This is a genomic window from Actinocorallia libanotica, assembly GCF_039525175.1.
Lineage (GTDB): Bacteria > Actinomycetota > Actinomycetes > Streptosporangiales > Streptosporangiaceae > Actinocorallia > Actinocorallia libanotica.
Window position 1 is genome coordinate 138,821 of record NZ_BAAAHH010000009.1, and the last position, 23,404, is coordinate 162,224.

Consider the following 23,404-nt stretch of genomic DNA (forward strand, 5'->3'; position numbering starts at 1 on the left):
TCAGCGGCCTCCCTGGGAGCAGATGCCGAGGACCAGCTCGCACGGATCGGTCGGCAGGAGGACCTGGGCGCCGATCAGGTGCCTGTCCCCGGGGCCCGGGGTCCAGCCCAGCGCCTTGTAGACGGGGATCAGGTCGATGATCGTGCGCACGCTGTCCCCGGCGATGGAGAGCAGCGAGTCGAGGAAGGCCGAGGACCTCTCCATGGACCGGAACAGCTGCCTCAGGTCGTTCTCGTGCGCGCCCAGGCCCTGGCCGACCGCGGCGGTCATCTCCGTGACGCCCCGGGCGAAGCGCAGCCCGCGGTCCTGCCCCGACAGGAGGGCGTCCATCAGCGGGTCGGCGGAGGTGACGAGGGTGTTCAGGTCCTCGCCCACGCCGCGGATCTCGGCGATCCGGGCGAGGTCGGCCAGGAAGCTCCGCGCCCGCTCGCGCTGGCGGTGCGCGACGTCCACCAGGGTTCCGGTGCTCTCCAGCATCCCGGCGAGGTCGGCGCCCGTGCCGTGGAGCCCCTGCCCGAGCGCGTCCATGATCACCACCATGTCCCGCGGGTCGACGGCGGACACGATGGCGTCGGCGTCGCCGAGCATCGAGGTGAGGTCGAGGCTGTCGGAGGTGCGGGCGATGCGCGCGCCGTCGCGCAGGAACGGGCCGGCCGTCTCGTGGTCGCCGGGGACCAGGTCGATGAACTTGGGGCCGAACACCGACTCGGGCTCCAGGGAGGCCAGCGCGGTGTCCGGGACGCGGACGCCCTCCTCCAGGCGCAGCGTCAGCCGGGCGCCGCCGTCGGGCGCGAGCTCGATGCGGTCGACCCGGCCGACGGTGACCCCGCGCAGCTTGACCGGGGAGGAGGTGGTCAGGCCCTGCCCGGCGCCGCCGAAGTCGGCGGTCAGCCGCGTCCCCTCGGCGGCGAACGGCTTGGCGGTCATGAGGTAGAGGGCCAGGGCGGTGACCAGCGCGGTGGCCCAGGTGAGCATGATGCGCCGGCCGCGGGGGAGGTCCTGGTTCATCCGGCGAGCCTCACTGTTCCGCCCTGCCCCCAGAACACGTACGACAGCAGCAGGTTCAGCGTCACGATCGTGATGATCGACAGCCGGATCGCCTGGCCCGCCGCGCGGCCGACGCCGACCGGTCCGCCGCTGGCGTAGTAGCCGTAGTAGCAGTGGATCGTGATGACGGCGAAGGCGAAGACCCCCACCTTGATCGCGCTGTAGAACAGGTCGAGGGGCGGCAGGTACATGTAGAAGTAGTAGTCGTAGACGCCCGGCGCCAGGGTGAAGAAGGACGTGGAGATGAACCGGGTGGCGAAGAAGCTGGCGAACAGGGCGATGAGGTAAAGCGGCACCAGTGCGATGAGTGCGGCGACGACGCGGGTGCACACGAGGTAGACGAAGGAGTTGATGCCCATGACCTCCAGGGCGTCGATCTCCTCGCTGATGCGCATCGCGCCGAGCTCGGCGGTGAAGGAGGAGCCGCACTGGGCGGCCAGGGCGATCGCGGCGATGATCGGGGTGGTCTCGCGGACGTTCATGAACGCCCCGATGAGCCCCATGAACGACTCGGCGCCGATGACCTGGAGGCCGGTGTAGGCCTGGAGGCCGACCTCGGTGCCCAGGAACAGCGACATGATGAAGATGACGAAGACCATGCCGCCGCCGACGACGGTGGCGCCGACGCCGATGACGATGTCGCTGACCTGGAGGGCGACGGTCTTGGCGTACTTGAGCCGGAAGACGATGTCCCGGAGCGAGTAGAAGACCACCTTGAGGAAGAACAGCGGCCATTCGGCGAGGGCGGCCGTGCGGTCCGCGGCCGCGGAGGAGACCCGCAGGAGCCGTATCGCCGTACTGCGGGGGACATCGATGATCATCAGACCTCCGGCGGGTAGGCGAGGTAGTAGATGGTGGTGATGATGTAGTTGAAGGCGAAGACGAGCATGAAGGCCACCACCGTCGCCTGGTTGACCGCGCGTCCCACCCCGACCGGGCTCAGCGCGCAGTTCATGCCCTTGTGGCAGGCGACCAGCGCGGCGATCAGCCCGAACAGCCACGCCTTGAGCAGGGTGACGAACAGGTCGGAGACCCGCAGCATGCCCAGGGCGCCGTCGAAGTAGGCGCCGGGGGTGACGCCCTGGAGCAGGACGTTGAAGACGAACCCGCCGACGGCGCCGGACATGATCACCAGCGAGGCCAGCATCATGGACACGATGCTCGCCGCCCACATGCGCGGGGTGACCAGGCGGTGGACGGGGTTGACGCCCATCACCTCCATGGCCGCCAGCTCGTCGCGGATGTTGCGGGCCCCCATGTCGGCGGTCATCGCCGAGCCGCCCGCCCCGGCGATGATGAGCGCCGCGGCCATCGGGGCGACCTCGCGCACGAGGCCGACGATGACGGCGCCGCCGGTGGCCGACTGGGCGCCGAGCTGCCCTGCCAGGTCGCCGACCTGGAGGGCGACGGTGGCGCCCAGCGGCAGTGCCACCAGGATCACCGGGAGGGTGGTCACCCGCGCCAGGAAGGCGAACTGCTCGATGAACTCCCAGAACCAGCTCCGCACGTCCCAGGTGCGGCGCAGGCCCTCGAGGCCGATGGCGAACAGCTCGCCGAGGGAGACGGCGCCGCGGTGCGCGCGGCGCAGGGGCAGCCGGCCGGTGAGGGAGCGGTGGGGGGACGGCGGGCTGGAAGAAACGCTCATGGTCGCCCTCCTCGGATCGTGGAGCCGCTGCCGTACCCGATCGCGGCGGGGGTCCGCGGGCGGGACCGCGCGCTCTCCGGCGCGGAGCGTTCGCCTACTCTTGCTAGGCAAGTGCTCAACAGTGCTGGGCATGTGCTCAGCATTGCTGGGCACATGCTTAGCATGTGCCCTCCCTGTGGTCAAGGTCACAGGAAGGGCGCCGCTAGGGTGCAGGACGGCGTCGGCAGGCGCGGTCCGTGGAGTTTCTGGAGGTCATGACATGACATCGCCGCGCCGGGTCGGTGCGCCGGACGCGAAGAACCGCATGCTCCTCGTCGACGCGGCGGAGCGGCTCCTCCTGGAGGAGGGGCACGCCGCGGTGAGCTCGCGGCGGGTGGCGGCGCGGGCCGGGCTCAAGCCGCAGCTGGTGCACTACTACTTCCGCACCATGGAGGAGTTGTTCCTCGCGGTGTTCCGGCGCCGCGCCGAAGAGGGGTTGGAGCAGCAGGCGCAGGCGCTGGAGTCCGACCAGCCGCTGTGGGCGCTGTGGCGCTTCAGCACCGACCCGGCGGGCATCGCGCTGGCGATGGCCTTCACCGGCCTGGCCCGCCAGAGCGAGGCGATCCGCAGGGAGATGGCCGAGCACTCGGAGCGGTTCCGCGCCGCTCAGGTCGAGGTGCTGAAGGCGGCCCTGGGGCGCTACGGGATCTCGGAGAGCGTGGTCACCCCCGAGGCGGTCGCCGTTCTGGTGAGCAGCATCTCCCGCGTGATCTCGATGGAGCGGGAGCTGGGGCTCCTCACCGGCCACGACGAGCTCCTGGAGCTCGTCGAACGGCGCCTGCGCCGGTTCGAGGGGGAGCCGCGCCCGCTGGACGCGGTGGGGTAGGCGCGTGGTCGTCCCGCCCTGGAGTGCCAAAGCGTTCACCTCCTTCCGGATCGTCGTGTGCGGGCGGTGCGTCCTGCGACGGCGCCCGTGACGAAAGCGGAATCTCAATGGTGAGAATAATGTTCTCCTCAAGGGGTGTCGAGAGTCCCGCCGCGGCCGCCGCCTCCCGGAGACGGGAGCGGCCGGCGGGCGGCGCTACGATGGCGGGCAGCGCCGGATGACGCGGCCGCAGAGCTCAGGAGGTCGGGACATGGCATCGCCGCGCCGGATCGGTGCGCCGGACGCGAAGAACCGCACGGTCCTCATCGACGCGGCGGAGCAGCTCCTCCTGGAGGAGGGCCACACCGCGGTGAGCTCGCGGCGGGTGGCGGCGCGCGCGGGGCTCAAGCCGCAGCTGGTGCACTACTACTTCCGCACCATGGAGGAGTTGTTCCTCGCGGTGTTCCGGCGCCGCGCCGAAGAGGGCCTGGAGCAGCAGGCCAAGGCACTGGAGTCCGACCAGCCGCTGTGGGCGCTGTGGCGCTTCAGCATCGACCCCGCGGGCATCGCCCTGACCATGGCCTTCACCGGCCTGGCCGGCCAGAGCGAGAAGATCCGCGCGGAGGTCGCCGACTACGCCGACCGCTTCCGCACCACCCAGATCGAGGCGCTCGCGCAGATCCTCGACCGCTACGGCGTCGCCGCCGAGGCGCCCGCCCCCGCAGCCCTCGTCGTCCTGCTGACCAGCGTCTCCCGCGTGGTCATGCTGGAGGAGGCGCTCGGCGTGTCCACCGGCCACGCCGAGATCACGGCCCTGGTCGAGGACCACATCCGCGCGCTCGAAGGCCCCCCTTCCTTCTGAGCCGGCCGGACCCCGGCCGGGCCGGATAAAGAGTTGGTGCGCACGGCGGCCCGCGGCCTACCGTGACGGCATGAACGATCTGTGGTGGGCCGAGGACGTCCAGCGGGTGACGGTCTTCACCGGAGCGGGGATCTCCACGGACTCCGGGGTCCCCGACTACCGGGGCCCGCAGGGCATCTGGACCAGGGACCCCGCGCTGGCGGACCTGTTCACCTATGACAACTTCCTGGCGGACGCCGAGGTCCGCGTCCGGTTCTGGCAGGTCTTCGCGGGACGGCAGGGGGACGTGCTGCCGAACGCCGCGCACCGGGCGCTCGCGGAGCTCGAAACGGGCGGCAAGGCGCTGCGGGTCCTCACGCAGAACGTGGACGGGCTGCATCAGAAGGCCGGGATGAGTCCGCGCAAGGTGGTGGAGCTGCACGGATCGCTCGCCACCGCGACCTGTCTGGACTGCGGGGAGCGGACGCCTTCGGCCGAGGCGATCGCCCGGCTGCCCGAGGAGCCGCGCTGCGCCTGCGGCGGGCTGCTCAAGCCGTCGGTCGTCATGTTCGGCGAGTATCTGGACTCCGACGTCCTGTCGCTCGCGCGCCGGATCGCGGCGGCTTCCGAGCTGTTCCTGGCGGTGGGGTCGTCCCTGCGGGTGGAGCCGGCCGCCGGGCTGTGCGCGGTCGCCGCGGAGCACGGGGCGCGCCTGGTCGTGGTCAACCGCGACCCCACGCCGTACGACGGCCTCGCCGTCGAGGTCGTGCGGGAGCCCATCGGCACCGCCGTTCCGCGGATCTGCGCGGTCCTGGCCGGATCGGGGCCGAAAAGACACTAACAAACGCTTGGTTTTATGCTTCCCCTGCAGTTGAATCGAGGCGGACGAGGGGAAAGACATGGAACGGTATGCCGACCGGCGGGTGCTGGTGACGGGAGCGGCCTCGGGCATCGGCCGCGCGATCGTGTTGCGGCTGCTCGCCGAGGGCGGACGGGTCGTGGCGGCGGACGTCGCCAAGGAGGGCCTGGCCGAGACCGCGCGGCTGGCCGCCGAGGCCGGGGCGGGCGAGCGCCTGGGCACCGAGGTGATCGACATCGCCGACGAGGCGTCGGCGAACGCCGGCGTCGCCGCCGCCGTCGCGGAGCTGGGCGGGCTGGACGTCCTGGTCAACGCCGCGGGGATGCTGCGCGGCGCGCACACCCACGAGTGCGAGCTGGCGCTGTGGGAGCAGGTCATCCGCATCAACCTCACCGGCACGTTCCTGATGACCCGCGCGGCGCTGCCCGCCCTGCTGGAGACCGGCCGCGGCGTGGTGGTGAACTTCAGCTCCACCTCCGCGCAGTTCGGCCATCCGTACATGGCGGCCTACTCCGCCAGCAAGGGCGGCATCCTGTCGTTCACCCACTCCATCGCCCAGGAGTACGCCAAGCAGGGCCTGCGCGCGATGAACATCATGCCCGGCGGCATCAGCAGCGGCATCACCGACAACGTCTTCAACCTCGTGCCCGGGGACGTGGACTGGAACCTGTTCGGCAAGTTCGGCGCGGCGCTCGGCAAGGGGGCCGGGTCCCCCGAGCACATCGCCGGCGTGGTGGCGATGGTCGCCTCGGACGACGGGGCCTTCCTCACCGGCACCGAGATCCGCATCGACGGAGGCGCGCACCACTGATCGGGAGGCCGCGCGCGTCCGCGACCTGTACGCTTCGGCCCGGCGCGATCGTTCAAGGGAAGGGAAGGACCGCATGGGGGTGGCGAGGTCGGGCGAGGCGGCCACGGGACGTGAGCCCGGCGCCAGGAGCGGCCGACGCGACCAGCTCCTGGAGATCGCCGCCGGGCTCTTCGCCACCCAGGGCTACGCCGAGACGACGATGCGCGACATCGCGGACGCGACGGGCATCCTGGCGGGGAGCATCTACCACCACTTCAGCTCCAAGGAGGCGATGCTCGACGAGCTCCTCCGGGGCTTCCTCGTCGACCTCCACGAACGCTTCGCGGCCGCCGAACGGGAGAACACCGACCCGCAGGAGACGCTCAGCACGCTGATCCGCATCTCCTTCTCCTGCATCAGCGAATCGCCGCACGCCGTCGCGGTCTACCAGAACGAGTCCGCCACCCTGCAACGCCAGGAGGCGTTCGCCTACGTGGGCGACTACGGCGTCCGCATCGAGCGGATCTGGCTCCGCGTGCTCACCGCGGGCCAGGAGGCCGGCGTGGTCCGCTCCGGGCTGGACGTGAAGGTCGCCTACCTCTTCATGCGCGACGCCATCTGGTCCGCGGTCCGGTGGTACCGCCCCGGCGGCCAGCTGAGCCTGGAGACCGTCGCCGACCAGTACCGCGACCTCCTCTACGGCGGCCTGTTCTGATCACGGCCCCCAGCCGCGTCCGAGCAGGCCGATGATCCGGTCGAGCGCGGCGGGGGGGTCGGGGTCGCGCCGCGCCAGCGGGGGGATGTCCAGCACGTAGCGGGCCAGCGCGAGGACGGCGATGTCGCCGGATTCGCGTCCCGTCCGGCGGGCGATGGCCTCGGCGAGCGCGGGCTCGTGCCGCGTCCACATCCGCCGGGCGTGCTCGGCCAGCTCCGGTGTCGCGTCCACCAGCTCGAAGAACGGGCGCAGCTCCCGAGTCGCCTCCAATGTCTGAAAACGTTCCCTCAGGTGGACGCGGAGCGCCTCGAGAACGCCGGCGACCGACGGCTCGGCCCGCTCGACGGCCGCGAGCAGCGCCTTCTCGCGCACCGCGTCCTCATCGAAGACGAGGGTCGGCTTGCCCTCGGGGAAGTGGGCGAAGAGCGTGGTCACCGCGACGTCCGCCGCGTCGGCGATCTCCTTGACGCTCACCCGGTCGTAGCCGCGCTCCAGGAAGAGTCGCAGCGCCGCCTCGCCGAGCGCTCTGCGGGTCTGGGCCTTCTTGCGTTCTCTGCGGCCGGACGCCGGTGTCGTGGTCACCCCGATAACGTAGCAAAAACCGTAGTGACTACGAAAAGCTAATGGTTGTGGATTTTCCGGGTGTGTGGTTCGGTGGCACTGGTCGGCCCGAGAGGAGACGCATGGCCATCCGGAGCATCCTGTTCGGCGCGGGGGAGCCCTTCGCCGTGCCGGGAGACGTGGCGGAGCCGGAGTACTTCCGCGACCTGAACCTCGACCGGGTCGCCGCGGGGGTGGCCGAGGCGGGCAAGGAGCCGTGGCTGGCCGTCGTGTTCCGGCTTCCCACCAGGGACGTCGATCTCGTCGCCTTTCGGCAGCAGGTCTTCCGCGACCTGGAGGAGCCGGGCGTATGGGAGGTCGCGGAACGGTTCGCGAGGGCGATGGCCCGGATCCGGCGCAGGCTGGAGCTGATCGGGAGGATGAAGCATCCGCCGCAGGCGCACCGCTGGCATCTCGAACTCCTTCTGGAGTACGCCGATGTCGTGACGGCGTTCGCCGAAGGACTGCAGGGGGTCGAGCTCACCGCTCCCGGCCTGCTGGCGCTGCGGGAGGACATGGCGGAGCGGGCACGGGAGACCTCGTTCCTCCGCCTCCGCGACCAGGCGCGCGCACTGCACGAGCGGCTGGGAGAGGTCCGCTACGACCTCCTCCTGCGCAGAGACCGGATCACCGTGGCGCGGCACGACCCGGAGGAGCGGTTCGACTACGCCGAACAGGTGCTGGCGCTGTTCGCGAGATTCCGCCCGGATGCGGGGAAGCGTCCGCCGGAACACCACGACGAACTGGGCCTGGACCAGGTGGAGGCGGGCGTCCTGGACCTGGTGGTCGAGCTTTTCCCCGACGTCTTCCGGGACCTCGCGGCGTTCTTCGAGGCCCACCGGGGCTTCGTGCCGGCCGATCTCATCGGCGTCGAACGCGAACTGCGCTTCTACCTCGGCTACCTGGCCTACCTGGAGCCGCTGCGGAAAGCGGGCCTGCCGTTCTGCCGCCCGGCCGTCTCCGCCACCGACAAGACCCTTCTCGCCCGCGACGCCTTCGATCTGGCCCTCGCCGCCAAGCTGGCGGAACGGGGCGAACGGGTGGTGGGCAACGATCTGGGCCTGGAGGGGGACGAGCGCATCCTGGTGGTCTCCGGCCCCAACCAGGGCGGCAAGACGACGCTCTCCCGGACCTTCGGCCAGCTGCACCACCTGGCGGCGCTGGGCTGCCCCGTCCCCGGCCGCCGGGCGCGCGTCTTCCTGCCCGACCGGATCCTCACGCACTACGAGCGCGCCGAGCACCCCGAAGCACTCGCGAGCAAACTGGAGGACGAGCTGGTCCGGATGCGCGACCTCCTCGCCGCGGCGACCCCCGACAGCGTCGTCATCCTGAACGAGATCTTCACCTCGACGACCTGGGACGACGCCCGGGAGCTCAGCGCGGCGGTCCTCGCCGCGCTCTCCGGGCTCGACGCGCCGTGCCTGTGGGTGAGCTTCCTCGACGAGCTGTCCGGCCTGGACCCCAAGGCGGTGAGCATGGTCGGCACGGTCGCCGGGGACGGCACGACCCGCACCTACCGCCTGGTGAGACGGCCGCCCGACGGCCGCGCCCACGCGCACGCGATAGCCGAACGGCACGGCCTGACCCGGGCCCGGATCATCGAGCGGGTCGGCCGGTGAGGCCCCGCCTGATGTCCGCCGACGGCGACTTCGACCTCCACGCCCCCGAGCTCCCCCTCGCCCCCGACCTGGTGGCCGACCTGCACCTCGAGACGCTGTGGGCGGGCATGGCGCGCGGCGACCGCAGACTGTACGCCATGGCCCGTGCCGCGACCCTCGCCCCGCTGACGGACCCCGCCGCCCTCGCCTACCGGCAGGCGGCCCTGGACGACTGCCTGCGCAACGCCCCGGCCGTCCGGGCGCTCCACACGCTGGCCGACGAGGCCGTGAAGGCCGAAGAGAAGATCATCCGAGGCTCCTCCGGCAGCTCCGAGGGGCTGCTGAACCGCTCGGTACACGTGCTGGAACTGCTCTGCGGCCATTTGCGCGAGCTGGGACGGCTGGCCGCCTCGTCCGCGCACGGCTTCCGCTCGGCGGCCTTCACCCGCCTGTTCGCCCTGCTCCACAACGAACTGAACGAGAAATACCTCCGCTCGGTGGAGGCTTTCCTGCGGGGTTTCGACTTCGAGCACGGCATCATCGCCAGCGCCCGGCTGGGCGAGGGGAACAAAGGAGTCGTCTTCCGGCTGCACGAGCCACCGGGAAAGGGACGCCCCATCCCTCTGCACCGGCGCCTGAAGAAGTCGGGTCTCGCCTACACCCTCCCCGGCAAGTACGAAGAGGAGTGGCGGTCCCTGAACGCGTTCCGGAGCCGTCTCCTCGGCGGTGTCGCCGGCGCCGTCTCCGGCTCCGCTGATGACGTTTGCGACTTCTTCCGCGCCCTCCGGAACGAACTGGGCTTCTACGTCGGCTGCCTCAACCTCGCCGAGACGCTCGCCCAGCGCGGCCTGCCGTTCTGTCCGCCCGAGATCCATCCGTCCGGCACCGGTGTCTTCACCGCACGCGAACTGTACGACCCCTGCCTGGCACTGCGCCTCGACGATCCCGTAACCGGCAACGACATCAGTGCCGACGGCCTCGGCCTGATCGTGGTCACCGGCGCGAACCGCGGCGGCAAGTCCACCTTCCTGCGCAGCGTCGGCGTGGCGCACCTGATGGCGCAGTGCGGCATGTTCGCCCCCGCCCGGGGCCTCTCGGCCTCGGCCGCCCAGGGCGTCTTCACCCACTTCAAACGGGAGGAGGACCGCTCGATGACCAGCGGCAAGCTCGACGAGGAACTGGCCCGGATGAGCCAGGTGGTGGACCGCCTGCGTCCCGACTCACTGGTGCTGTGCAACGAGTCCTTCATGTCCACCAACGAACGGGAGGGCTCGGACATCTCCCGCGAGATCGTCGGCGCGCTGGGCGAACTCGGCGTCCGCGTGGTCTTCGTGACGCACATGCACGCGTTCGCCCACCGGACGAGCACGGAGACCCCAGAAGGCACCCTGTTCCTCACCGCCGAACGGGACGGCGGATTCCGCCTCCGCCCCGGCACCCCCTCACCCACCGCCCACGCCGAAAAGCTGTACGCCCAGATCTTCGGAGAGCGCGACTGATCCGTACGCCACGCCCTCTACTGGACGGGCGGTTCGGGGGCTCGAAGCCTGCTGCTCGGGCGGCGGAAATTTTGGTGACTCTCTGCATTCTGTCGGTTGCGTCTGGCAAGATCCGGGGTCATGACGAGGACCGCCGCCACCAGCGTCGGGGCACCGCAGGCACCCGGTGCCCCGATGAGCGGTGTGCGTCTCACACGGGGAAAGAACAAAGCACCCGCATGGCGGTGGGACGGCCCGGTGGCGGTGATCCGCCTGCCCTTGGCGGTGGATGAGCAGGCCGCAGCCCGTCTGGAGGGGCTGTTCTCGGCGATGTTCGCTCTCAAGCGGGCGTTGCAACACGACGCCTGCGCCCGGGTGGCGGCGTTCTGGGCGGGTACCCACCGGCGCAGGGTGGATGCGGCAGGGTGGCGTCGTGAGCTGGGCTTGTCGCGTCAGAGTCTGGAGCGGGCGGCGTACGGGCATCTGGACGCCTCCGGCTGGCTACGGCACCACGCGACCAAGGCGCTGGCCCTGCACCAGGCCGATGAAGTATGGGCCGGGGTGGAGCGTCACCTGTTCCCGGACGCCTCGGGAAAGAGAGCAGGCTGTCCCCGGGTGGGGTCGTGGTGGGAGTACACGCGTATCCCGGGCAGGGCCCGCTCCCACACCACCGCCCGCAAGTGGGAGACGTTCCGGCTGCACGGCAGCCTGCAGGGACATCTGGATGCCTACCGCCACCCTCTCCTGCCCGGTGCGGTGGTCACTCCCGCGCAGGCCGCACGGTCGGAGCCGGGCACTGCGGTCCTGGCCCAGCCCCGCCGCATGTCCCCGCCCGCTCCTCCACTGGGACGACCGGGCAAGGCCTCCTGGTGGGAGTATGAGGGGCCTTTGGCGGTGGTGTTCACCGGCGGCCCCGACAGCGGACGCGGAGAACTGGTCCTGCCGGTACGTCTCCCCTCGGGTGCGGGCCGCTGGGGGTGGCTCTGCCACTTCCTGGACAGACCGCAGCTGTGGCACAAGATCGACCTGGTCCGGCGGCCGCATCCTTCCGGGCCTGGGGGGTGGGTGTACGAGGCGCATCTGATGATCCTGGACGGCGGCTACACCTCCCCGTCCACCCGGGAACGCAGGGCGCGGGCCGCGGTGCTGGAGCGGGTGGGAGGGGCGGACGTCAACGTCGGCAACCTCTCCCTGGTCTCCTTCCCCACTTCACCAGAGCCTGAGACAGGTCGGGTGCTGGCCGACCAGGTCATCCTCACCACACTTGAACAAGCCGCGGCGGATCGGGACCGGCGCACCGCCCGCAGACGCGCCCGCGCACTGGAACGCTCCCGACGGACCGCCAACAAAGCCCGCTACGAGCTGTCGCGCCGCCAGCGCAAACGGGCACGGCGCAGGCAGGCCGCCGGACTGGCCGCCCGCCACGTCGATCTGCCCAAAGGCCCACGGGTAGCCGATGCAGCAGGGCGGCCTCGCACCGCTTATCGCAAGGATCGCCTTTCCGGCGGCTACCGTGCCCTGCGTACTCGTAACCGTGCCGAACGGATCGGCCGCACCGAGGCCAAACGCGCTCGCGCCAGGCAGGTGGCGGCCCGGCTCGTCTCCTCCCACGGAGGACGGCTGACGGTCGAGGACTGCCGTCTGGCCTCATGGTCCCGGTTGTGGGGGCGGGCGTGCGCGGCCTTCACCCCTGGCATGCTCACCACCACCCTGAGCGCTGAATGCGCAGCCGTGGGCGGACGGCTGGGGAGAGCGTCGACGTTCACCACCAGGCTCTCCCAATACTGCCTGTGCGGTCACCGGGTGCCCAAACCCCTCTCCCAGCGGAGGCACCGCTGCCCCGCCTGCGGGCTGGAAGCCGACCGGGACCTGGTCTCGGCCGCGCTGGGCGCCTTCGTGACATGGACCGACCCGGCCGACCCCAAGACGGCGTCGGTCGACTTCCAAGCCTCCCGGCACGCCCTGGGCGTGTACGGGCCTGGGCTGCAAGGAGCCCTGGCCGAGTCAACCGCCACCCGCCCCTCACCCGCCCTCGCAGGCGGGTACGGGCAAGGCGGCAGCCGCACCCCTTCGGGTGCGGCCTCTGCTCGGCCGAATCCGGAAAGCCGACGGCGTCGACCCCGGTCAGAGACCCCCGAGGGACCACACCGGACAGACACCGCAGGGCACCGGACTGTCTCAACTTCAAGACAGGCCTTAGGTTGTGCCCATGAAACCTGGAGACGTGGTCGAGGACTTCGCCCTGCCGGACGAGACCGGCACGGTGCGCAAGCTGAGTGAGCTGCTGGCCGGAGGGCCCGTGGTGCTGTTCTTCTACCCCGCGGCGTTCACGCCCGGCTGCACGGCCGAGGCGTGCCACTTCCGCGACATCGTCGGGGAGTTCCGCGAGCTGGGCGCCCAGCCGGTGGGGATCAGCGGCGACAGCGTGGAGCGGCAGGCCGAGTTCAGCGGCAAGTACTCCCTGGGGTATCCGCTGCTGGCCGACCCCGACGGCGTCGTGCGCAAGCAGCTGGGCGTCTCGCGCGGGCTGGCGTTCGCCCCCACCAAGCGCGTCACCTTCGTGATCGACACCGACCTGCGGGTGCTCGAGGTGGTCAAGAGCGAGATCCGCATGAACGTGCACGCCGACAAGGCGCTGGAGGCACTGCGCCGCCGCGGGGGTCAGGCGGTCTGAGGCCAGCTGCTCAGGTCGCGGAAACGCGGCTCGGGCAGCAGCCGCAGGCCCGAGGCGGCGGCGGTCGGGTCGCTGAGGAAGCGCTCGGTGTCGAAGCGGCGGGTCTCGGCCATGGTGAGGACCCCGCACAGCAGCGCGCCGGGCACCCGCACCATGACCAGCGGACCGATCTGGGCGAAGGCCTGCTCGCACGCCTGGAGCTCCACCGCCAGGGCGTGCAGGGCGTCGCGGCGCGGGTCGGGGCCGGGCGCGCGCAGCTCGCCGAGCAGGGCCAGGAAGTCGCGGCGCAGCCGCGCGGTGTTCTTGCCCGCCAGGTAGTACTGGATGTGCCAGGGCGAGGACCCGGCCGGCACCTGCATGCGCACCCGCAGGTCCAGGGCGTCGGTGAAGTTCTCGTACGCCTTGCTCAGCACCTCGTGCGAGGCGGGCGTCGCCCCGACCAGGCCGCCCCGCACGGTCGTGGGCTCGGGGTCGGCGGCGCGCTGCCCGGCGAGCTGGTCCTCGACCGCGTCGAGCGCCTGGGCCAGGTCGCGGTAGCGCTCCAGGTCGCGGTCGCGCTCGGCGTCCAGCTCGTCCAGCCGGTCCAGCGCCAGGTCGGTCTGGGCGCGCAGCGCCACCAGCTCGGCGCGGATCAGCTCCGGCGCCGTCGGGTCGCCCAGCTGGTCGATCTGCCCGGACAGCTCCTCGCGCCGCTCCGCGGGCCGCGCCTCCCCGGAGGCGCGCAGCTCGGCCAGCGTGGTGTCCACGCGCTGGGTCTGCTCCTCCCGGACCCGGCGCAGCTCCTCCAGCGCGTCGGCCAGCCGCGCGGAGTGCTCCTCGCGGCCCTGCCGCAGCTCCTCCAGCGCCTCGGAGAACCGGCTGTCCTGCTCCTCCCGCTCCCGGCGCAGGTCGGAGGAGGCGGCGGTGAAGAGCGCCTCGTACTCCTCGCGCGAGCGCTGCAGCTCGACGACGAGCGCCTCGATCCGGCCGTTCTGCTCCTCCCGCTCCCGGCGCAGCGCGCTGACCGCCGCCTCCAGGTGGGTGAGCTGGGTGTCGCGGGCGCGGCGCAGCTCGGCGATGGTCGTTTCGAGCCTGCCGGACCGCTCCTCCACCCGGCTGACGTAGCCGGCCAGCTCGTCGTAGCGGCGCAGCGCGGCGGTCAGCTCGTCCTGGCCCTGGCCCAGCTCGGCGGTGCGCTTGGTGAGCCGTGCCAGATCGGCGGCCTCGGGCCGCTCGGCGAGGTCGGCGCGCACCTCGTGCAGGTCGGCGAGCGCGGCCTCGAGCCGCTCGGCGAGCTCGGTGCCCGAGGAACGCAGATCGGAGATGGTGGCCGCGTCGCGTCTCGACCGGCCGAAGGCCAGGTAGAGCTCGGCCCCGGCGACCGCCAGGCATGCGACGACCAACACCACCGTCATGGCACTCCTCAGGGTTTTCGCGTTTCCCTGACGATAAGCCCTGGAAGCCTCCCGGGGTACTGTCTTTCGGACAAGCCAAAAGATCTCCCTCAGGAACGGGTCGAAGCAGGCGGGTTCAGCGGAGACAGCAGCTCGCGCACGCCTCGGCGCCGGGCAGCGTGACCCACAGGCAGCAGGTGCGGCGGCGGCCCGTGTCCGGCTCCATCAGCCCCGCGATCGGCGCCCCGGCCTCGGCCAGGAGGGCGGCGGCGTCGGGTGCGCCGGGCAGCAGCGGGGCGTAGGCCGTCAGCGGTCGGGCGAGGGACTCGGCGACCGAGCCCCACAGGTTGCGCCGCCCGGCCCGCGTCGCCTTGGCGAGGGCGTCGATGAGCGGGGTGTGCAGGTCCAGCAGGAGGGAGCGCACGTCGGTGGCGGCGGCGGGCTCGCGCATGCCCAGGAGGAGGTGCGGCTCCTGCGGCAGCCGCCGCACGACCGTGTTGGCGGCGGTCAGCGCCGGAAGCGTCCCGTTCAGTGCCCAGCCGAGGGCGACGGGGACGGTGGACCAGTACGCGAAGCCCTTCCACCACAGGGTGGCCGCCACGTGGAGCGGGGCATTCCAGCGCTCGGCGTGCTCGGCGACCAGTTCGCGGAGCAGGGTGTGGGGCGCCTCCGCCAGTTCGGCGACGGTGGCGCCCTCGGCGAGCCGCATCCCCGGTGCGACGCCGTCCAGGCCACCCGCCTCCTCGATCAGGGTCAGCAGCGGCAGTAGGGTGGGGTCGGCGTCGACGGGGGAGTACGGGTTGAGATCGACGGCGGTCATGCTGGTTCCCCCTGGCGCTTGCAAATTAGGTAAGGCTTGCCTAATTTATTCCCCGGGTGTTTGTCAACTCACACCCTCGAACCCAGGGAAAGGCCGGCCCATGATGAAGACCGCCACGCGGCTGCGCGCCGAGGGGCTCCGGCTGGCCTACGACGGCAGGGCCGTGGTCGACGGATTGGACCTGGCGGTCCCGGACGGGAAGGTCACCGCGGTCATCGGACCGAACGGGTGCGGCAAGTCCACCACGCTGCGCGCGCTCGGCCGGCTGCTGCGCCCCCGCGAGGGCGCGGTGCTGCTGGACGGGCAGCGGATCGAGAGGCTGCCGACGAAGGAGGTCGCCCGGGCCCTGGGCGTGCTCCCGCAGTCCCCCGTGGCGCCGGGCGGGCTGACCGTCGGCGAGCTGGCGGCGCGCGGCCGCCACCCCCACCAGAACTGGTACCGCCCCTGGTCGGAGGAGGACGAGGCGGCGGTCACCGCCGCCCTGGCCCGCACCGACCTGCTGGAGCTGCGCGACCGCGCGGTGGAGGAGCTGTCCGGCGGCCAGCGCCAGCGGGCGTGGATCGCGATGGTGCTGGCGCAGGGCACCGACCTCCTGCTGCTCGACGAGCCCACCACCTACCTGGACCTCGCCCACCAGATCGACGTCCTGGACCTGGTGCGCGAGCTCAACGGCGACGGCCACACCGTCGTCATGGTCCTGCACGACCTGAACCTCGCCGCCCGCTACTGCGACCACCTCGTGGCCATGCGCGAGGGCAGGGTGGCCGCGCAGGGCCCGCCCGCCGAGGTGCTCACCGCCGAGCTGGTCCGCGAGGTCTTCTCCCTGGAGGCCCAGATCATCACCGACCCGTCCGCGGGCACCCCCCTGGTGATCCCGCTCAGCCGTCTGCGCTGAGCCCCGCCCTCAGCGCAGTCCGGCGAAGTCGGCCATCCGCGCGACGGCGTGTCGGAAGAGCGGCCCCGCGGGGTCGGCGCTGCCGTTGAACTGGCCGAACACCTCGAAGGTGACCAGGCCGAAGAGCTGCGACCACACCAGGAGCAGCCGGGTGAGCTCCTCCGGCGTGAGACCCAGGTCCGCGGCCTCGGCGACGCCCCGCATCTGCTCGTCGAGCTCCTCCTCCAGCGGTGCGGGGAGGCCCGGGTCCAGCGGCCGTCCGGCCAGGAGGATCTCACCGCATCGACGCAGGACCCTCGTCCCGGCCGCGACGGTCTCGACCGGCGCCCGGTAGCCGGGGACGGGCGTGCCGTAGAGCAGCGCGTACTCGTGCGGATGGGCCACGGCCCACTCCCGCACCGCCCCGCACACCAGCGCCCAGCGCTCCCGCGGCGCGGCCTGCGGCAGGTCGGCGCCCTCCGCCGCCTCTCCCAGCGCGTCGTAGGCGTCCAGGATGAGCGCGGTCAGCAGCTCGTCCCGGCTGGGGAAGTAGCGGTAGATCGCCGAGGACGCCATGCCCAGGGCGCGGGCGACCGACCGCAGTGACAGCTGGGCGGAGCCCGCCTCGCTGAGCTGCCTTCTCGCCTCCTGCTTGATCTCGTGCGTCAGTTCGGCGCGTGCCCTCTCCCGGGCGGTGCGTATGGCGTTCATGCCACCAGTCTGCCAGAGCGGAACACTAAAACGAGAGCACTGCTCTTGCCTTATGCGGGCGCCTGGTGTTCAATGTTCGCAACGGAGAGCACTGCTCACAAAGGAGAGCGACACATGCGTTACATCGAGGCGGGCCGGTCGGCGGAACTCTTCAACGGCTTCGTCCGCTGGCTGACCCGCAAGGGCGTGAGCCTCTGGGGCGCCCACCTGGTGGCGGTCCGCGGCCGCAAGAGCGGCGAGTGGCGCACCAACCCCGTCAACCCCCTCACCCTGGACGGCGAGCGCTACCTCGTCGCCCCGCGCGGGCACACCCAGTGGGTGCGCAACCTGCGTGCCGCCGGCGGCCGCGGAGAGCTGCGCCTGGGCCGGAAGGTGAAGCCGTTCCACGCGGTCGAGCTGCCGGACGCGGCGAAGCCGGACGTCCTGCGCGCCTACCTCAAGCGCTGGAAGTTCGAGGTGGGCGTCTTCTTCGACGGGATCGACCACACCGCCTCGGACGAGGAGCTGCTGCGCGTCGCCGAGGGCTACCCGGTCTTCCGGATCTCCTGATGGCCGGGACGGCGGGTGCTCCGGCGGCGGCCGCTGCGGCATGATGCCCGACGTGGTCATTGAGGATATGGCAGGCGAATCGGAATTCCGGGTGGTCTCGGCGGTGCGGCGGCACGGCCGGGAACGCCGCGAGGCGCCCGCGCTGACCGGCGACGGGCGCACGGTCTCCTACGGCGAGCTGGACGCGCGCTCCAGCCGCGTCGCGCAGGCGCTGCTGGCCGCGGGCGTCCGGGCGGGGGACAGGGTCGCCTACGTCGGCAAGAACGCCCCCGAGTACTTCGACCTCCTCTTCGGCGCCGCCAAGCTCGGCGCGGTCACCGTCCCGGTGAACTGGCGGCTGACCGGACGGGAGATCACGGCCATCCTCACGGACGCGGGCGCGGCCGTCACCGTGGCCGACCGCGAGGCCGACGCCTTCCCCGCCCCCGGACGGCTGCTGCGCACCGGCCCGGAGTTCGAGGAGTGGCTGGCCGCGCACGAGGCGGTCGACCCGGGCTTCACGGGCGGCCCCGACGACATCGTGGCCCAGCTCTACACCTCCGGCACGACCGGCCTGCCCAAGGGCGTGCCGCTGAGCAACCGGAACTTCTCCACGGGGGAGCGGCGGGGGCCCCACTGGCTGCTGGACGAGCACTCGGTGAACCTGGTGGCCTCGCCGGTCTTCCACGTCGGCGGGACGGGCTGGGCGCTCACCGGCCTGCACGCCGGATGCCACCACGTCCTGGTGCGCGACGTGCGCGCCGCCGAACTGGCCGGGCTGTTCGAACGCCACCGCATCACCAACGGCTTCGTCGTCCCCGCCGTGCTCCAGGCGCTGTGCGACCTGCCGGAACGGCATGACTACTCGGCGGTCCGCGCCCTGGGCTACGGGGCGGCGCCCATCACCACCGGCCTGCTCCGGCGGGTGAAGGAGGTCCTCGGCACCCCGCTCTACCAGGTGTACGGCATGACCGAGACGACCGGCACCATGGTGCAGCTCGACCCGGCCGACCACGAGCGGCCGGAGCTGCTGCGCTCGGCGGGCCGCCCCTTCCCCTGGGTGGAGCTGCGGATCGCCGACCCGGACACCGGACGGGAGCTGCCGCGGGGCGAGACCGGCGAGGTGCAGGTGCGCTCGGACCAGAACACGCGCGGCTACTGGAACCGCCCGGAGGAGACCGCGCGGCTGCTCACCTCCGACGGCTGGCTGCGCACCGGCGACGCCGGGCACCTGGGCCCCGAGGGCCACCTCTTCCTCACCGACCGGATCAAGGACATGATCGTCACCGGCGGGGAGAACGTCTACCCCGTCGAGGTCGAGGAGGTCCTGGCCCGCCATCCGGGCGTCGCCGACGTGGCGGTCATCGGCGTCCCCGACCGCCGCTGGGGCGAGAGCGTCCTGGCCGTCGTGGTCCCCCGCGGCGAGGTGGCCGAGGAGGACGTCCTGGCCTACGGCAGGGACCACCTCGCCGGTTTCAAGCGCCCCCGCGCCGTGGTCTTCCGGACGGAACTGCCCCGCAACCCCGGCGGCAAGGTGCTGAAGCGCGACCTCCGCGCCCCCTACTGGGCGGCCGAAGGCCGCGCCATCGGCTGACCGGCGACCGCCCGCCGGTCAGCCGATGGCGGTTCATCGGACTACCGGAAGAGGTCCCTCCGCAGCGCGGTGCAGGCCACCGCCACGGCCTCGCGCGCGGCCGGAAGGACGTGCGTGAGGGTGATGAAGCCGTGGAACGCCCCGTCGAAGCGGTGCGTCTCGACCGGGACGCCCGCCGCCTCCAACCTGGCGGCGTACGCCTCGCCCTCGTCGCGCAGCGGGTCGTACTCCGCGGTGATCACGCAGGCGGAGGGCAGCCGCGCCAGATCGGACGCGCGCAGCGGGGAGGCGGCGTGCCCCGGAGCCCCGCCGAGGTACTGCTCCCAGTACCAGGCCATCGCCTTGGCCGTCAGGAACCCGTCCTCGGCGTGCTCGGTGTAGGACGGCGCGTCCATCGCCGCGTCGGTGACCGGGTAGACCAGCAGCTGGTGCCGGACGGCGGGGCCGCCCTCGTCCCGCGCCCGCCAGGCCGCGCGGACGGCGAGGTTCCCGCCCGCGCTGTCCCCGGCCACCGCGATCCGCTCCGGGTCGCCGCCGAGCGCGGCGGCGCGGCCGTGCGCCCAGAGCAGCGCGGTGTAGGCGTCGTCCTCGGCCGCGGGATGCCGGTGCTCGGGCGCCAGCCGGTAGTCCACCGACACCACGACCGCCCCGGTCCCGGCGCACAGCTCGCGCGCCAGCCCGTCATGGCTGTCGAGCCCGCAGAGCACGAACCCGCCGCCGTGGAAGAACACCACGACCGGCGGCGCGGCCCCGCCGGAGCCGCCGTCGAGCGGCCGGTAGACGCGGACGGGCACGCCGTCCGCGTCGAGGTCCGCCACCTCGCCGACGGGAACCTGCGGGCGGTCCGGGACGGGGGCGGCGGCCAGGACGGCGCGGGCCTCGGCGGCGTCGAAGACGGTGTCGCCGACGGCGGGGAAGCCCGCGCTCATCGCGTCCCGGATGCGCCGGGTGCGCGCGTCCATCAGCTCTGGCCCGCGACCTGGCCGAGCATGACGACCTCGCCGGCGGTCCAGCCTCCGTCGACCGCCAGCTCGGCACCGGTCACGTAGGAGGCGGCGTCGGAGATGAGGAAGGCGATGGCCGCGCCGATCTCCTCGGGGCCGCCGACGCGGCCGAGCGCCGACAGCGGGAACATGCCCTCGCCGGGCACGGCGCCGTGCTGCGCGGTCATCGGGGTGTAGGTCATGCCGGGATGGACGGAGTTGACGCGCACGGCGGACGGCCCGAACTCCACCGCCGCGATCTTGGTGAGACCGCGGACGCCCCACTTGGCGGCACCGTACCCCGAGGTCCCCGGCAGGGCGGTCAGGCCGGCGGCCGAGGAGATGTTGACGATCGAGCCGCCGCCCGCGGCGCGCATCGGCTCCAGGACCGCCTTCATGCCCAGGAACACCCCGGTCAGGTTCACCTGGAGCACCTTCTCGAAGTACGCGAGCGACTCCTTCTCGATGAGGAGGTTCGAGGCGATCCCGGCGTTGTTGACCAGGCCGTCGAGCCTGCCGTAGGAGGCGACGGCCAGGTCGACGACCTCGGCCCACCCCGCCTCGCTGGTCACGTCGAGGCGGGCGAAGACGCCGCCGACCTCGGCGGCGGTCTCGCGGCCCTCCTCCTCGAGCAGGTCGGCGATCACGACCCGCGCGCCGCCCGCGGCCAGCGCGGCGGCGGCGGAGGCGCCGATCCCGCGCGCCCCGCCGGTGACGATGACGACCTTGTCCTGCAGTCCGGACATCTTGTTCTCCTCGTTGATCGATCAAGGTGGGTGACGGCGCGGTCTAAGCTGAGTGCCATGGAGCGCCCGGATCCGACCAAGCTGCCCGCGACCGCCTGGGCGGTGCTGGGGATCCTCGCGTTCGGCGAGGAGCTGACCGGATACGAGGTCAGGCAGTGGGCCGACCACGTGTTGCGGCACTTCTACTGGAGCCCGGCGATGAGCCAGATCTACTCCGAGCTGAAGCGGCTGGAGAAGGTCGGCTACGCGGTCTCCCGGGCCGCCGTCTCCGACGACGGCCGCGGCAAGCGGGTGTACGGGATCACCGCGTCCGGCGAGGCCGCGCTGGCCGAGTGGGCCGGGCGCGCCCCCGTCGAACCGCCGGTGCTCAAGCACGGTCCGATGCTGCGCGCCTGGCTCGGCCACCTCTCGACGCCCGAGCGGCTGCGCGAGCAGATCCTGGAGCACCGGGCGGACACGGAGCGGGAGCTGGCGGAGGCGGACGCCTCGCGGGAGGTCGCCGCCCGGTTCCCCGAGTGGGCCTATCCCGAGCTGACGATCCGCTGGGCGACCCGGTACTACGCGGCGCAGCGCGATCTCGCCGACCGGATGCTCGCCGATCTGGCGGAGCTGGCGGAGGACGGGCGGCGCGAGGAGTCAGCATGAGGCCTCCCGCAGCCGGTGCTTGAGGACCTTGCCGCCGGGGTTGCGCGGCAGGGAGTCCACGAAGTGGAAGTGGCGCGGCACCTTGAAGTTGGCCAGGCGCTCGCGCAGCCAGGCGGTGAGCTCCGCCGCGTCGGCGGGGGAGCGTAGGACCAGGAAGGCCGCGCCGACCTCGCCGAGCCGCTCGTCGGGCACGCCGACGACCGAGGCGTCGGCGACCGCCGGATGGGCGAGCAGGACGTTCTCGATCTCGGCGGGGTAGGCGTTGAAGCCGCCGACGACGAACATGTCCTTGAGCCGGTCGGTGATCGTCAGGTAGCCGCGCTCGTCCAGGACGCCGACGTCGCCGGTGTGCAGCCAGCCGTCGGCGTCGACGGCCTCGGCGGTGGCCCGGGGGTCGTCGAGGTAGCCCTGCATGACGTTGTAGCCGCGCACGAGGATCTCGCCGGTCCCGTCGTCGATGCGGATCTCGGTGCCGGGCAGCGCGGGACCGGTGGTGGCGGCCACGGTGGCGGCGTCGGCGTCGACGGGGCAGATCGAGACGACGCCGCAGGACTCACTGAGCCCGTAGGCGGTGAAGACCGACGGGATGCCCAACTCCTCGCGGATGCGCCGGATGAGGTCGACCGGGACGTTGGCCGCGCCCGTCCCGGCCAGCCGCACCCGGTGGGCGGGGCGGGAGCCGGGCTCCAGCAGGGAGAAGAAGACGGTCGGCGGCCCCATGAGCACGCTGATGCGCTCTTCGGCCAGGCGCTCGGCCACGCGCCGCGCGTCGAAGACCGGTTCGGGGACCATCGTGACGCCGTTGAGCAGGCAGGCGAGGATCCCGGCCTTGTACCCGAAGGTGTGGAAGAACGGGTTGATCAGCAGGTAGCGGTCGCCGGGACGGAGCGTCACGACCTTCGACCACTCGGCGTAGACCCGGAGGTTCTGCCCGTGCGTGGTGCGGACGCCCTTGGGCCTGCCGGTGGTGCCGGAGGTGAAGATGATGTCGGAGACGTCGTCCGGGGAGACCTCCGGCAGCCCGGTCTCCGGGCCGGGCGGCACCCGGTCGATCAGCACCGTCCGGGCGAGGTCGGGCAGGTCCTCGCCCGCCAGCGCCGCGGAGTAGTCGACGCCGAGGAAGCCGTCGACGGTGTAGAGCGCGACGGCCTTGGCGCGGCGCAGGATGTCGGCGGCCTCGGCCCTCTTGTAGCGCGTGTTCAGCGGCACCAGCACCGCTCCCGCGCTGCTCAGCCCGAGCGCCTGGACGATCCAGTGCCGGCTGTTGGGCGCCCAGATCCCGACGCGGTCGCCGGGCCTGATGCCGGACGCGGCGGCGGCGCGGGCGGCGTCGCGCACCCGCTCGGCCAGCTGGGCGAAGGTCCAGCGGACCTCGCCGTCCACCAGGGCTTCACGATCGCCGTGGGCGGCGGCGGCGTACTCGACGAGCGCCGGGATCGTCTCCAAGGTCCCTCCTCTTTCGCTTGCCTTGACATGGAACCACACCGATGCTTCTAATCGGAATATTCCTAAGCGAAATATCAACGGAGACTCGAAGGAGCCCCCATGACGATCACGACCCCCCAGGTGCACCCGGCCGAGATGCGGCGCGTGCTCGGCACCTTCGCCAGCGGCGTCGTCGCGGTGACCGCGGTCCTGGACGGAGAGCCGGTCGGCATGGCCTGCCAGTCGTTCTCCTCCCTGTCGCTGGAGCCCCCGCTGGTGACGTTCTGCCCCGGGAACGGCTCGACGACCTGGCCGAAGATCCGGCGGGCCGGCAGGTTCGCGGTCAACGTCCTGGCCGCCGACCAGGAGGGGATCTGCATGGCGCTCGCCGGTCCGCGCAAGTTCGAGGGCGTCGCCTGGGAGCCGGGCGGCAACGGCGCGCCCCTCCTGCCGGGCGCGCTGGCGTGGATCGAGGCGGACCTGTCCGCGGAGCTGCCCGGCGGCGACCACAGCATCGTCATCGGCGCGGTCACCGCGCTGGCCGCCGAGCGGGACGCCGCGCCGCTCCTGTTCTTCCGCAGCTCGTTCGGGAGCCTGGCCACCGCCTGAGGGCG

General features: G+C 72.2%; 24 protein-coding genes. 14 read left to right on the plus strand and 10 right to left on the minus strand.

What is annotated here, in order from left to right:
• The 3 genes from ABD140_RS13975 to ABD140_RS13985 are packed head-to-tail and all read right to left on the minus strand — an operon-like array spanning window position 1 to window position 2,692.
• Entirely contained in the window at window positions 1–1,008 is a 1,008-nt protein-coding gene (locus tag ABD140_RS13975; RefSeq protein ID WP_344240700.1) for an MlaD family protein, read from the minus strand.
• A complete protein-coding gene (locus tag ABD140_RS13980) occupies window positions 1,005–1,868 on the minus strand; it encodes an ABC transporter permease (RefSeq protein WP_344240702.1) in 864 nt (287 codons plus the stop codon). The genes ABD140_RS13975 and ABD140_RS13980 overlap by 4 nt, the downstream gene beginning before the upstream one ends.
• Window positions 1,868–2,692 carry an MlaE family ABC transporter permease gene (locus ABD140_RS13985; RefSeq protein WP_344240704.1) on the minus strand — a complete coding sequence of 275 codons (825 nt, stop codon included), beginning with the start codon at window positions 2,690–2,692 and terminating at the stop codon, window positions 1,868–1,870. The genes ABD140_RS13980 and ABD140_RS13985 overlap by 1 nt, the downstream gene beginning before the upstream one ends.
• A gap of 259 nt (window positions 2,693–2,951) precedes the next feature.
• Here ABD140_RS13985 and ABD140_RS13990 point away from each other — a divergent pair, with 259 nt between their 5' ends.
• The 5 genes from ABD140_RS13990 (at window position 2,952) to ABD140_RS14010 (ending at window position 6,741) form a co-directional block, all read left to right on the plus strand.
• Window positions 2,952–3,557: a TetR/AcrR family transcriptional regulator gene (locus tag ABD140_RS13990; protein WP_344240706.1), complete on the plus strand. Its 606-nt coding sequence runs from the start codon at window positions 2,952–2,954 to the stop codon at window positions 3,555–3,557.
• Window positions 3,558–3,807: 250 nt separating this feature from the next.
• Window positions 3,808–4,398, plus strand: a complete 591-nt coding sequence (locus tag ABD140_RS13995; protein ID WP_344240708.1) for a TetR/AcrR family transcriptional regulator — start codon at window positions 3,808–3,810, stop codon at window positions 4,396–4,398.
• A 70-nt stretch (window positions 4,399–4,468) separates the two neighbouring features.
• Window positions 4,469–5,218, plus strand: coding sequence for an SIR2 family NAD-dependent protein deacylase (locus ABD140_RS14000; protein WP_344240710.1), 750 nt, complete (start codon window positions 4,469–4,471; stop codon window positions 5,216–5,218).
• A gap of 58 nt (window positions 5,219–5,276) precedes the next feature.
• Entirely contained in the window at window positions 5,277–6,047 is a 771-nt protein-coding gene (locus tag ABD140_RS14005) for an SDR family NAD(P)-dependent oxidoreductase (RefSeq protein WP_344240712.1), read from the plus strand.
• 73 nt (window positions 6,048–6,120) lie between these two features.
• Entirely contained in the window at window positions 6,121–6,741 is a 621-nt protein-coding gene (locus tag ABD140_RS14010; RefSeq protein WP_344240714.1) for a TetR/AcrR family transcriptional regulator, read from the plus strand.
• On the opposite strand, the gene ABD140_RS14015 is transcribed toward ABD140_RS14010, so the two are convergent.
• Entirely contained in the window at window positions 6,742–7,323 is a 582-nt protein-coding gene (locus ABD140_RS14015) for a TetR/AcrR family transcriptional regulator (protein ID WP_344240716.1), read from the minus strand.
• Between the two features lie 101 nt (window positions 7,324–7,424).
• On the opposite strand from ABD140_RS14015, the gene ABD140_RS14020 reads away from it, so the two are divergent.
• The 4 genes from ABD140_RS14020 (at window position 7,425) to ABD140_RS14035 (ending at window position 13,091) form a co-directional block, all read left to right on the plus strand.
• Window positions 7,425–8,960, plus strand: coding sequence for a MutS-related protein (locus ABD140_RS14020; RefSeq protein WP_344240718.1), 1,536 nt, complete (start codon window positions 7,425–7,427; stop codon window positions 8,958–8,960).
• Window positions 8,957–10,438 (plus strand): MutS-related protein, encoded by a 1,482-nt coding sequence (locus tag ABD140_RS14025; protein WP_344240720.1) that lies wholly within the window; start codon window positions 8,957–8,959, stop codon window positions 10,436–10,438. The genes ABD140_RS14020 and ABD140_RS14025 overlap by 4 nt, the downstream gene beginning before the upstream one ends.
• A gap of 237 nt (window positions 10,439–10,675) precedes the next feature.
• Complete coding sequence (locus ABD140_RS14030) at window positions 10,676–12,697, plus strand: zinc ribbon domain-containing protein (RefSeq protein ID WP_344240722.1); 2,022 nt, start codon at window positions 10,676–10,678, stop codon at window positions 12,695–12,697.
• Complete coding sequence (locus tag ABD140_RS14035; RefSeq protein ID WP_344240724.1) at window positions 12,627–13,091, plus strand: peroxiredoxin; 465 nt, start codon at window positions 12,627–12,629, stop codon at window positions 13,089–13,091. Before ABD140_RS14030 ends, ABD140_RS14035 begins: the two co-directional genes overlap by 71 nt.
• Here ABD140_RS14035 and ABD140_RS14040 read toward each other — a convergent pair.
• Window positions 13,079–14,485, minus strand: a complete 1,407-nt coding sequence (locus tag ABD140_RS14040) for a coiled-coil domain-containing protein (protein WP_344240726.1) — start codon at window positions 14,483–14,485, stop codon at window positions 13,079–13,081. The two genes, ABD140_RS14035 and ABD140_RS14040, sit on opposite strands and share 13 nt — an antisense overlap.
• A gap of 115 nt (window positions 14,486–14,600) precedes the next feature.
• Window positions 14,601–15,284 (minus strand): (2Fe-2S)-binding protein, encoded by a 684-nt coding sequence (locus ABD140_RS14045; protein WP_344240728.1) that lies wholly within the window; start codon window positions 15,282–15,284, stop codon window positions 14,601–14,603.
• Window positions 15,285–15,384: 100 nt separating this feature from the next.
• Between ABD140_RS14045 and ABD140_RS14050 the strand changes: the two genes are divergently transcribed.
• The gene (locus ABD140_RS14050) at window positions 15,385–16,179 is read left to right on the plus strand and encodes an ABC transporter ATP-binding protein (protein WP_425544112.1); all 795 of its coding nucleotides are present in this window, start codon (window positions 15,385–15,387) and stop codon (window positions 16,177–16,179) included.
• A 9-nt stretch (window positions 16,180–16,188) separates the two neighbouring features.
• On the opposite strand, the gene ABD140_RS14055 is transcribed toward ABD140_RS14050, so the two are convergent.
• The gene (locus ABD140_RS14055) at window positions 16,189–16,869 is read right to left on the minus strand and encodes a TetR/AcrR family transcriptional regulator (RefSeq protein WP_344240730.1); all 681 of its coding nucleotides are present in this window, start codon (window positions 16,867–16,869) and stop codon (window positions 16,189–16,191) included.
• Between the two features lie 114 nt (window positions 16,870–16,983).
• Between ABD140_RS14055 and ABD140_RS14060 the strand changes: the two genes are divergently transcribed.
• Window positions 16,984–17,418, plus strand: coding sequence for a nitroreductase/quinone reductase family protein (locus ABD140_RS14060; RefSeq protein WP_344240732.1), 435 nt, complete (start codon window positions 16,984–16,986; stop codon window positions 17,416–17,418).
• Window positions 17,419–17,485: 67 nt separating this feature from the next.
• Window positions 17,486–18,991 carry a long-chain-fatty-acid--CoA ligase gene (locus ABD140_RS14065; protein ID WP_344240734.1) on the plus strand — a complete coding sequence of 502 codons (1,506 nt, stop codon included), beginning with the start codon at window positions 17,486–17,488 and terminating at the stop codon, window positions 18,989–18,991.
• Between the two features lie 41 nt (window positions 18,992–19,032).
• Here the strand turns inward: ABD140_RS14065 and ABD140_RS14070 are convergent, their stop codons facing one another.
• Window positions 19,033–19,953 (minus strand): alpha/beta hydrolase, encoded by a 921-nt coding sequence (locus ABD140_RS14070; protein WP_344240736.1) that lies wholly within the window; start codon window positions 19,951–19,953, stop codon window positions 19,033–19,035.
• Window positions 19,953–20,720, minus strand: coding sequence for a glucose 1-dehydrogenase (locus ABD140_RS14075; RefSeq protein ID WP_344240738.1), 768 nt, complete (start codon window positions 20,718–20,720; stop codon window positions 19,953–19,955). The genes ABD140_RS14070 and ABD140_RS14075 overlap by 1 nt, the downstream gene beginning before the upstream one ends.
• A 57-nt stretch (window positions 20,721–20,777) precedes the next feature.
• Between ABD140_RS14075 and ABD140_RS14080 the strand changes: the two genes are divergently transcribed.
• Entirely contained in the window at window positions 20,778–21,365 is a 588-nt protein-coding gene (locus tag ABD140_RS14080) for a PadR family transcriptional regulator (protein WP_344240740.1), read from the plus strand.
• On the opposite strand, the gene ABD140_RS14085 is transcribed toward ABD140_RS14080, so the two are convergent.
• Window positions 21,357–22,811, minus strand: coding sequence for a FadD3 family acyl-CoA ligase (locus ABD140_RS14085; RefSeq protein WP_344240742.1), 1,455 nt, complete (start codon window positions 22,809–22,811; stop codon window positions 21,357–21,359). The genes ABD140_RS14080 and ABD140_RS14085 overlap by 9 nt on opposite strands.
• Before the next feature lie 99 nt (window positions 22,812–22,910).
• Between ABD140_RS14085 and ABD140_RS14090 the strand changes: the two genes are divergently transcribed.
• Window positions 22,911–23,399 (plus strand): flavin reductase family protein, encoded by a 489-nt coding sequence (locus ABD140_RS14090; protein WP_344240744.1) that lies wholly within the window; start codon window positions 22,911–22,913, stop codon window positions 23,397–23,399.
• Window positions 23,400–23,404 lie beyond the last annotated feature (5 nt).

Excerpts from the sequence above, each read along its gene's own strand:
- ABD140_RS14075 (WP_344240738.1), bottom strand. The coding sequence starts at position 20,720 with ATGTCCGGACTGCAGGACAAGGTCGTCATCGTCACCGGCGGGGCGCGC.
- ABD140_RS14065 (WP_344240734.1), top strand. The coding sequence starts at position 17,486 with ATGGCAGGCGAATCGGAATTCCGGGTGGTCTCGGCGGTGCGGCGGCAC.
- ABD140_RS14040 (WP_344240726.1), bottom strand. The coding sequence starts at position 14,485 with ATGACGGTGGTGTTGGTCGTCGCATGCCTGGCGGTCGCCGGGGCCGAG.
- ABD140_RS14005 (WP_344240712.1), top strand. The coding sequence starts at position 5,277 with ATGGAACGGTATGCCGACCGGCGGGTGCTGGTGACGGGAGCGGCCTCG.
- ABD140_RS14090 (WP_344240744.1), top strand. The coding sequence starts at position 22,911 with ATGACGATCACGACCCCCCAGGTGCACCCGGCCGAGATGCGGCGCGTG.
- ABD140_RS14035 (WP_344240724.1), top strand. The coding sequence starts at position 12,627 with ATGAAACCTGGAGACGTGGTCGAGGACTTCGCCCTGCCGGACGAGACC.
- ABD140_RS14045 (WP_344240728.1), bottom strand. The coding sequence starts at position 15,284 with ATGACCGCCGTCGATCTCAACCCGTACTCCCCCGTCGACGCCGACCCC.
- ABD140_RS14055 (WP_344240730.1), bottom strand. The coding sequence starts at position 16,869 with ATGAACGCCATACGCACCGCCCGGGAGAGGGCACGCGCCGAACTGACG.
- ABD140_RS13990 (WP_344240706.1), top strand. The coding sequence starts at position 2,952 with ATGACATCGCCGCGCCGGGTCGGTGCGCCGGACGCGAAGAACCGCATG.
- ABD140_RS14080 (WP_344240740.1), top strand. The coding sequence starts at position 20,778 with ATGGAGCGCCCGGATCCGACCAAGCTGCCCGCGACCGCCTGGGCGGTG.
- ABD140_RS13975 (WP_344240700.1), bottom strand. The coding sequence starts at position 1,008 with ATGAACCAGGACCTCCCCCGCGGCCGGCGCATCATGCTCACCTGGGCC.
- ABD140_RS14070 (WP_344240736.1), bottom strand. The coding sequence starts at position 19,953 with ATGGACGCGCGCACCCGGCGCATCCGGGACGCGATGAGCGCGGGCTTC.
- ABD140_RS14050 (WP_425544112.1), top strand. The coding sequence starts at position 15,385 with ATGATGAAGACCGCCACGCGGCTGCGCGCCGAGGGGCTCCGGCTGGCC.
- ABD140_RS13985 (WP_344240704.1), bottom strand. The coding sequence starts at position 2,692 with ATGAGCGTTTCTTCCAGCCCGCCGTCCCCCCACCGCTCCCTCACCGGC.
- ABD140_RS14010 (WP_344240714.1), top strand. The coding sequence starts at position 6,121 with ATGGGGGTGGCGAGGTCGGGCGAGGCGGCCACGGGACGTGAGCCCGGC.
- ABD140_RS14060 (WP_344240732.1), top strand. The coding sequence starts at position 16,984 with ATGCGTTACATCGAGGCGGGCCGGTCGGCGGAACTCTTCAACGGCTTC.
- ABD140_RS13995 (WP_344240708.1), top strand. The coding sequence starts at position 3,808 with ATGGCATCGCCGCGCCGGATCGGTGCGCCGGACGCGAAGAACCGCACG.
- ABD140_RS14020 (WP_344240718.1), top strand. The coding sequence starts at position 7,425 with ATGGCCATCCGGAGCATCCTGTTCGGCGCGGGGGAGCCCTTCGCCGTG.
- ABD140_RS14000 (WP_344240710.1), top strand. The coding sequence starts at position 4,469 with ATGAACGATCTGTGGTGGGCCGAGGACGTCCAGCGGGTGACGGTCTTC.
- ABD140_RS13980 (WP_344240702.1), bottom strand. The coding sequence starts at position 1,868 with ATGATCATCGATGTCCCCCGCAGTACGGCGATACGGCTCCTGCGGGTC.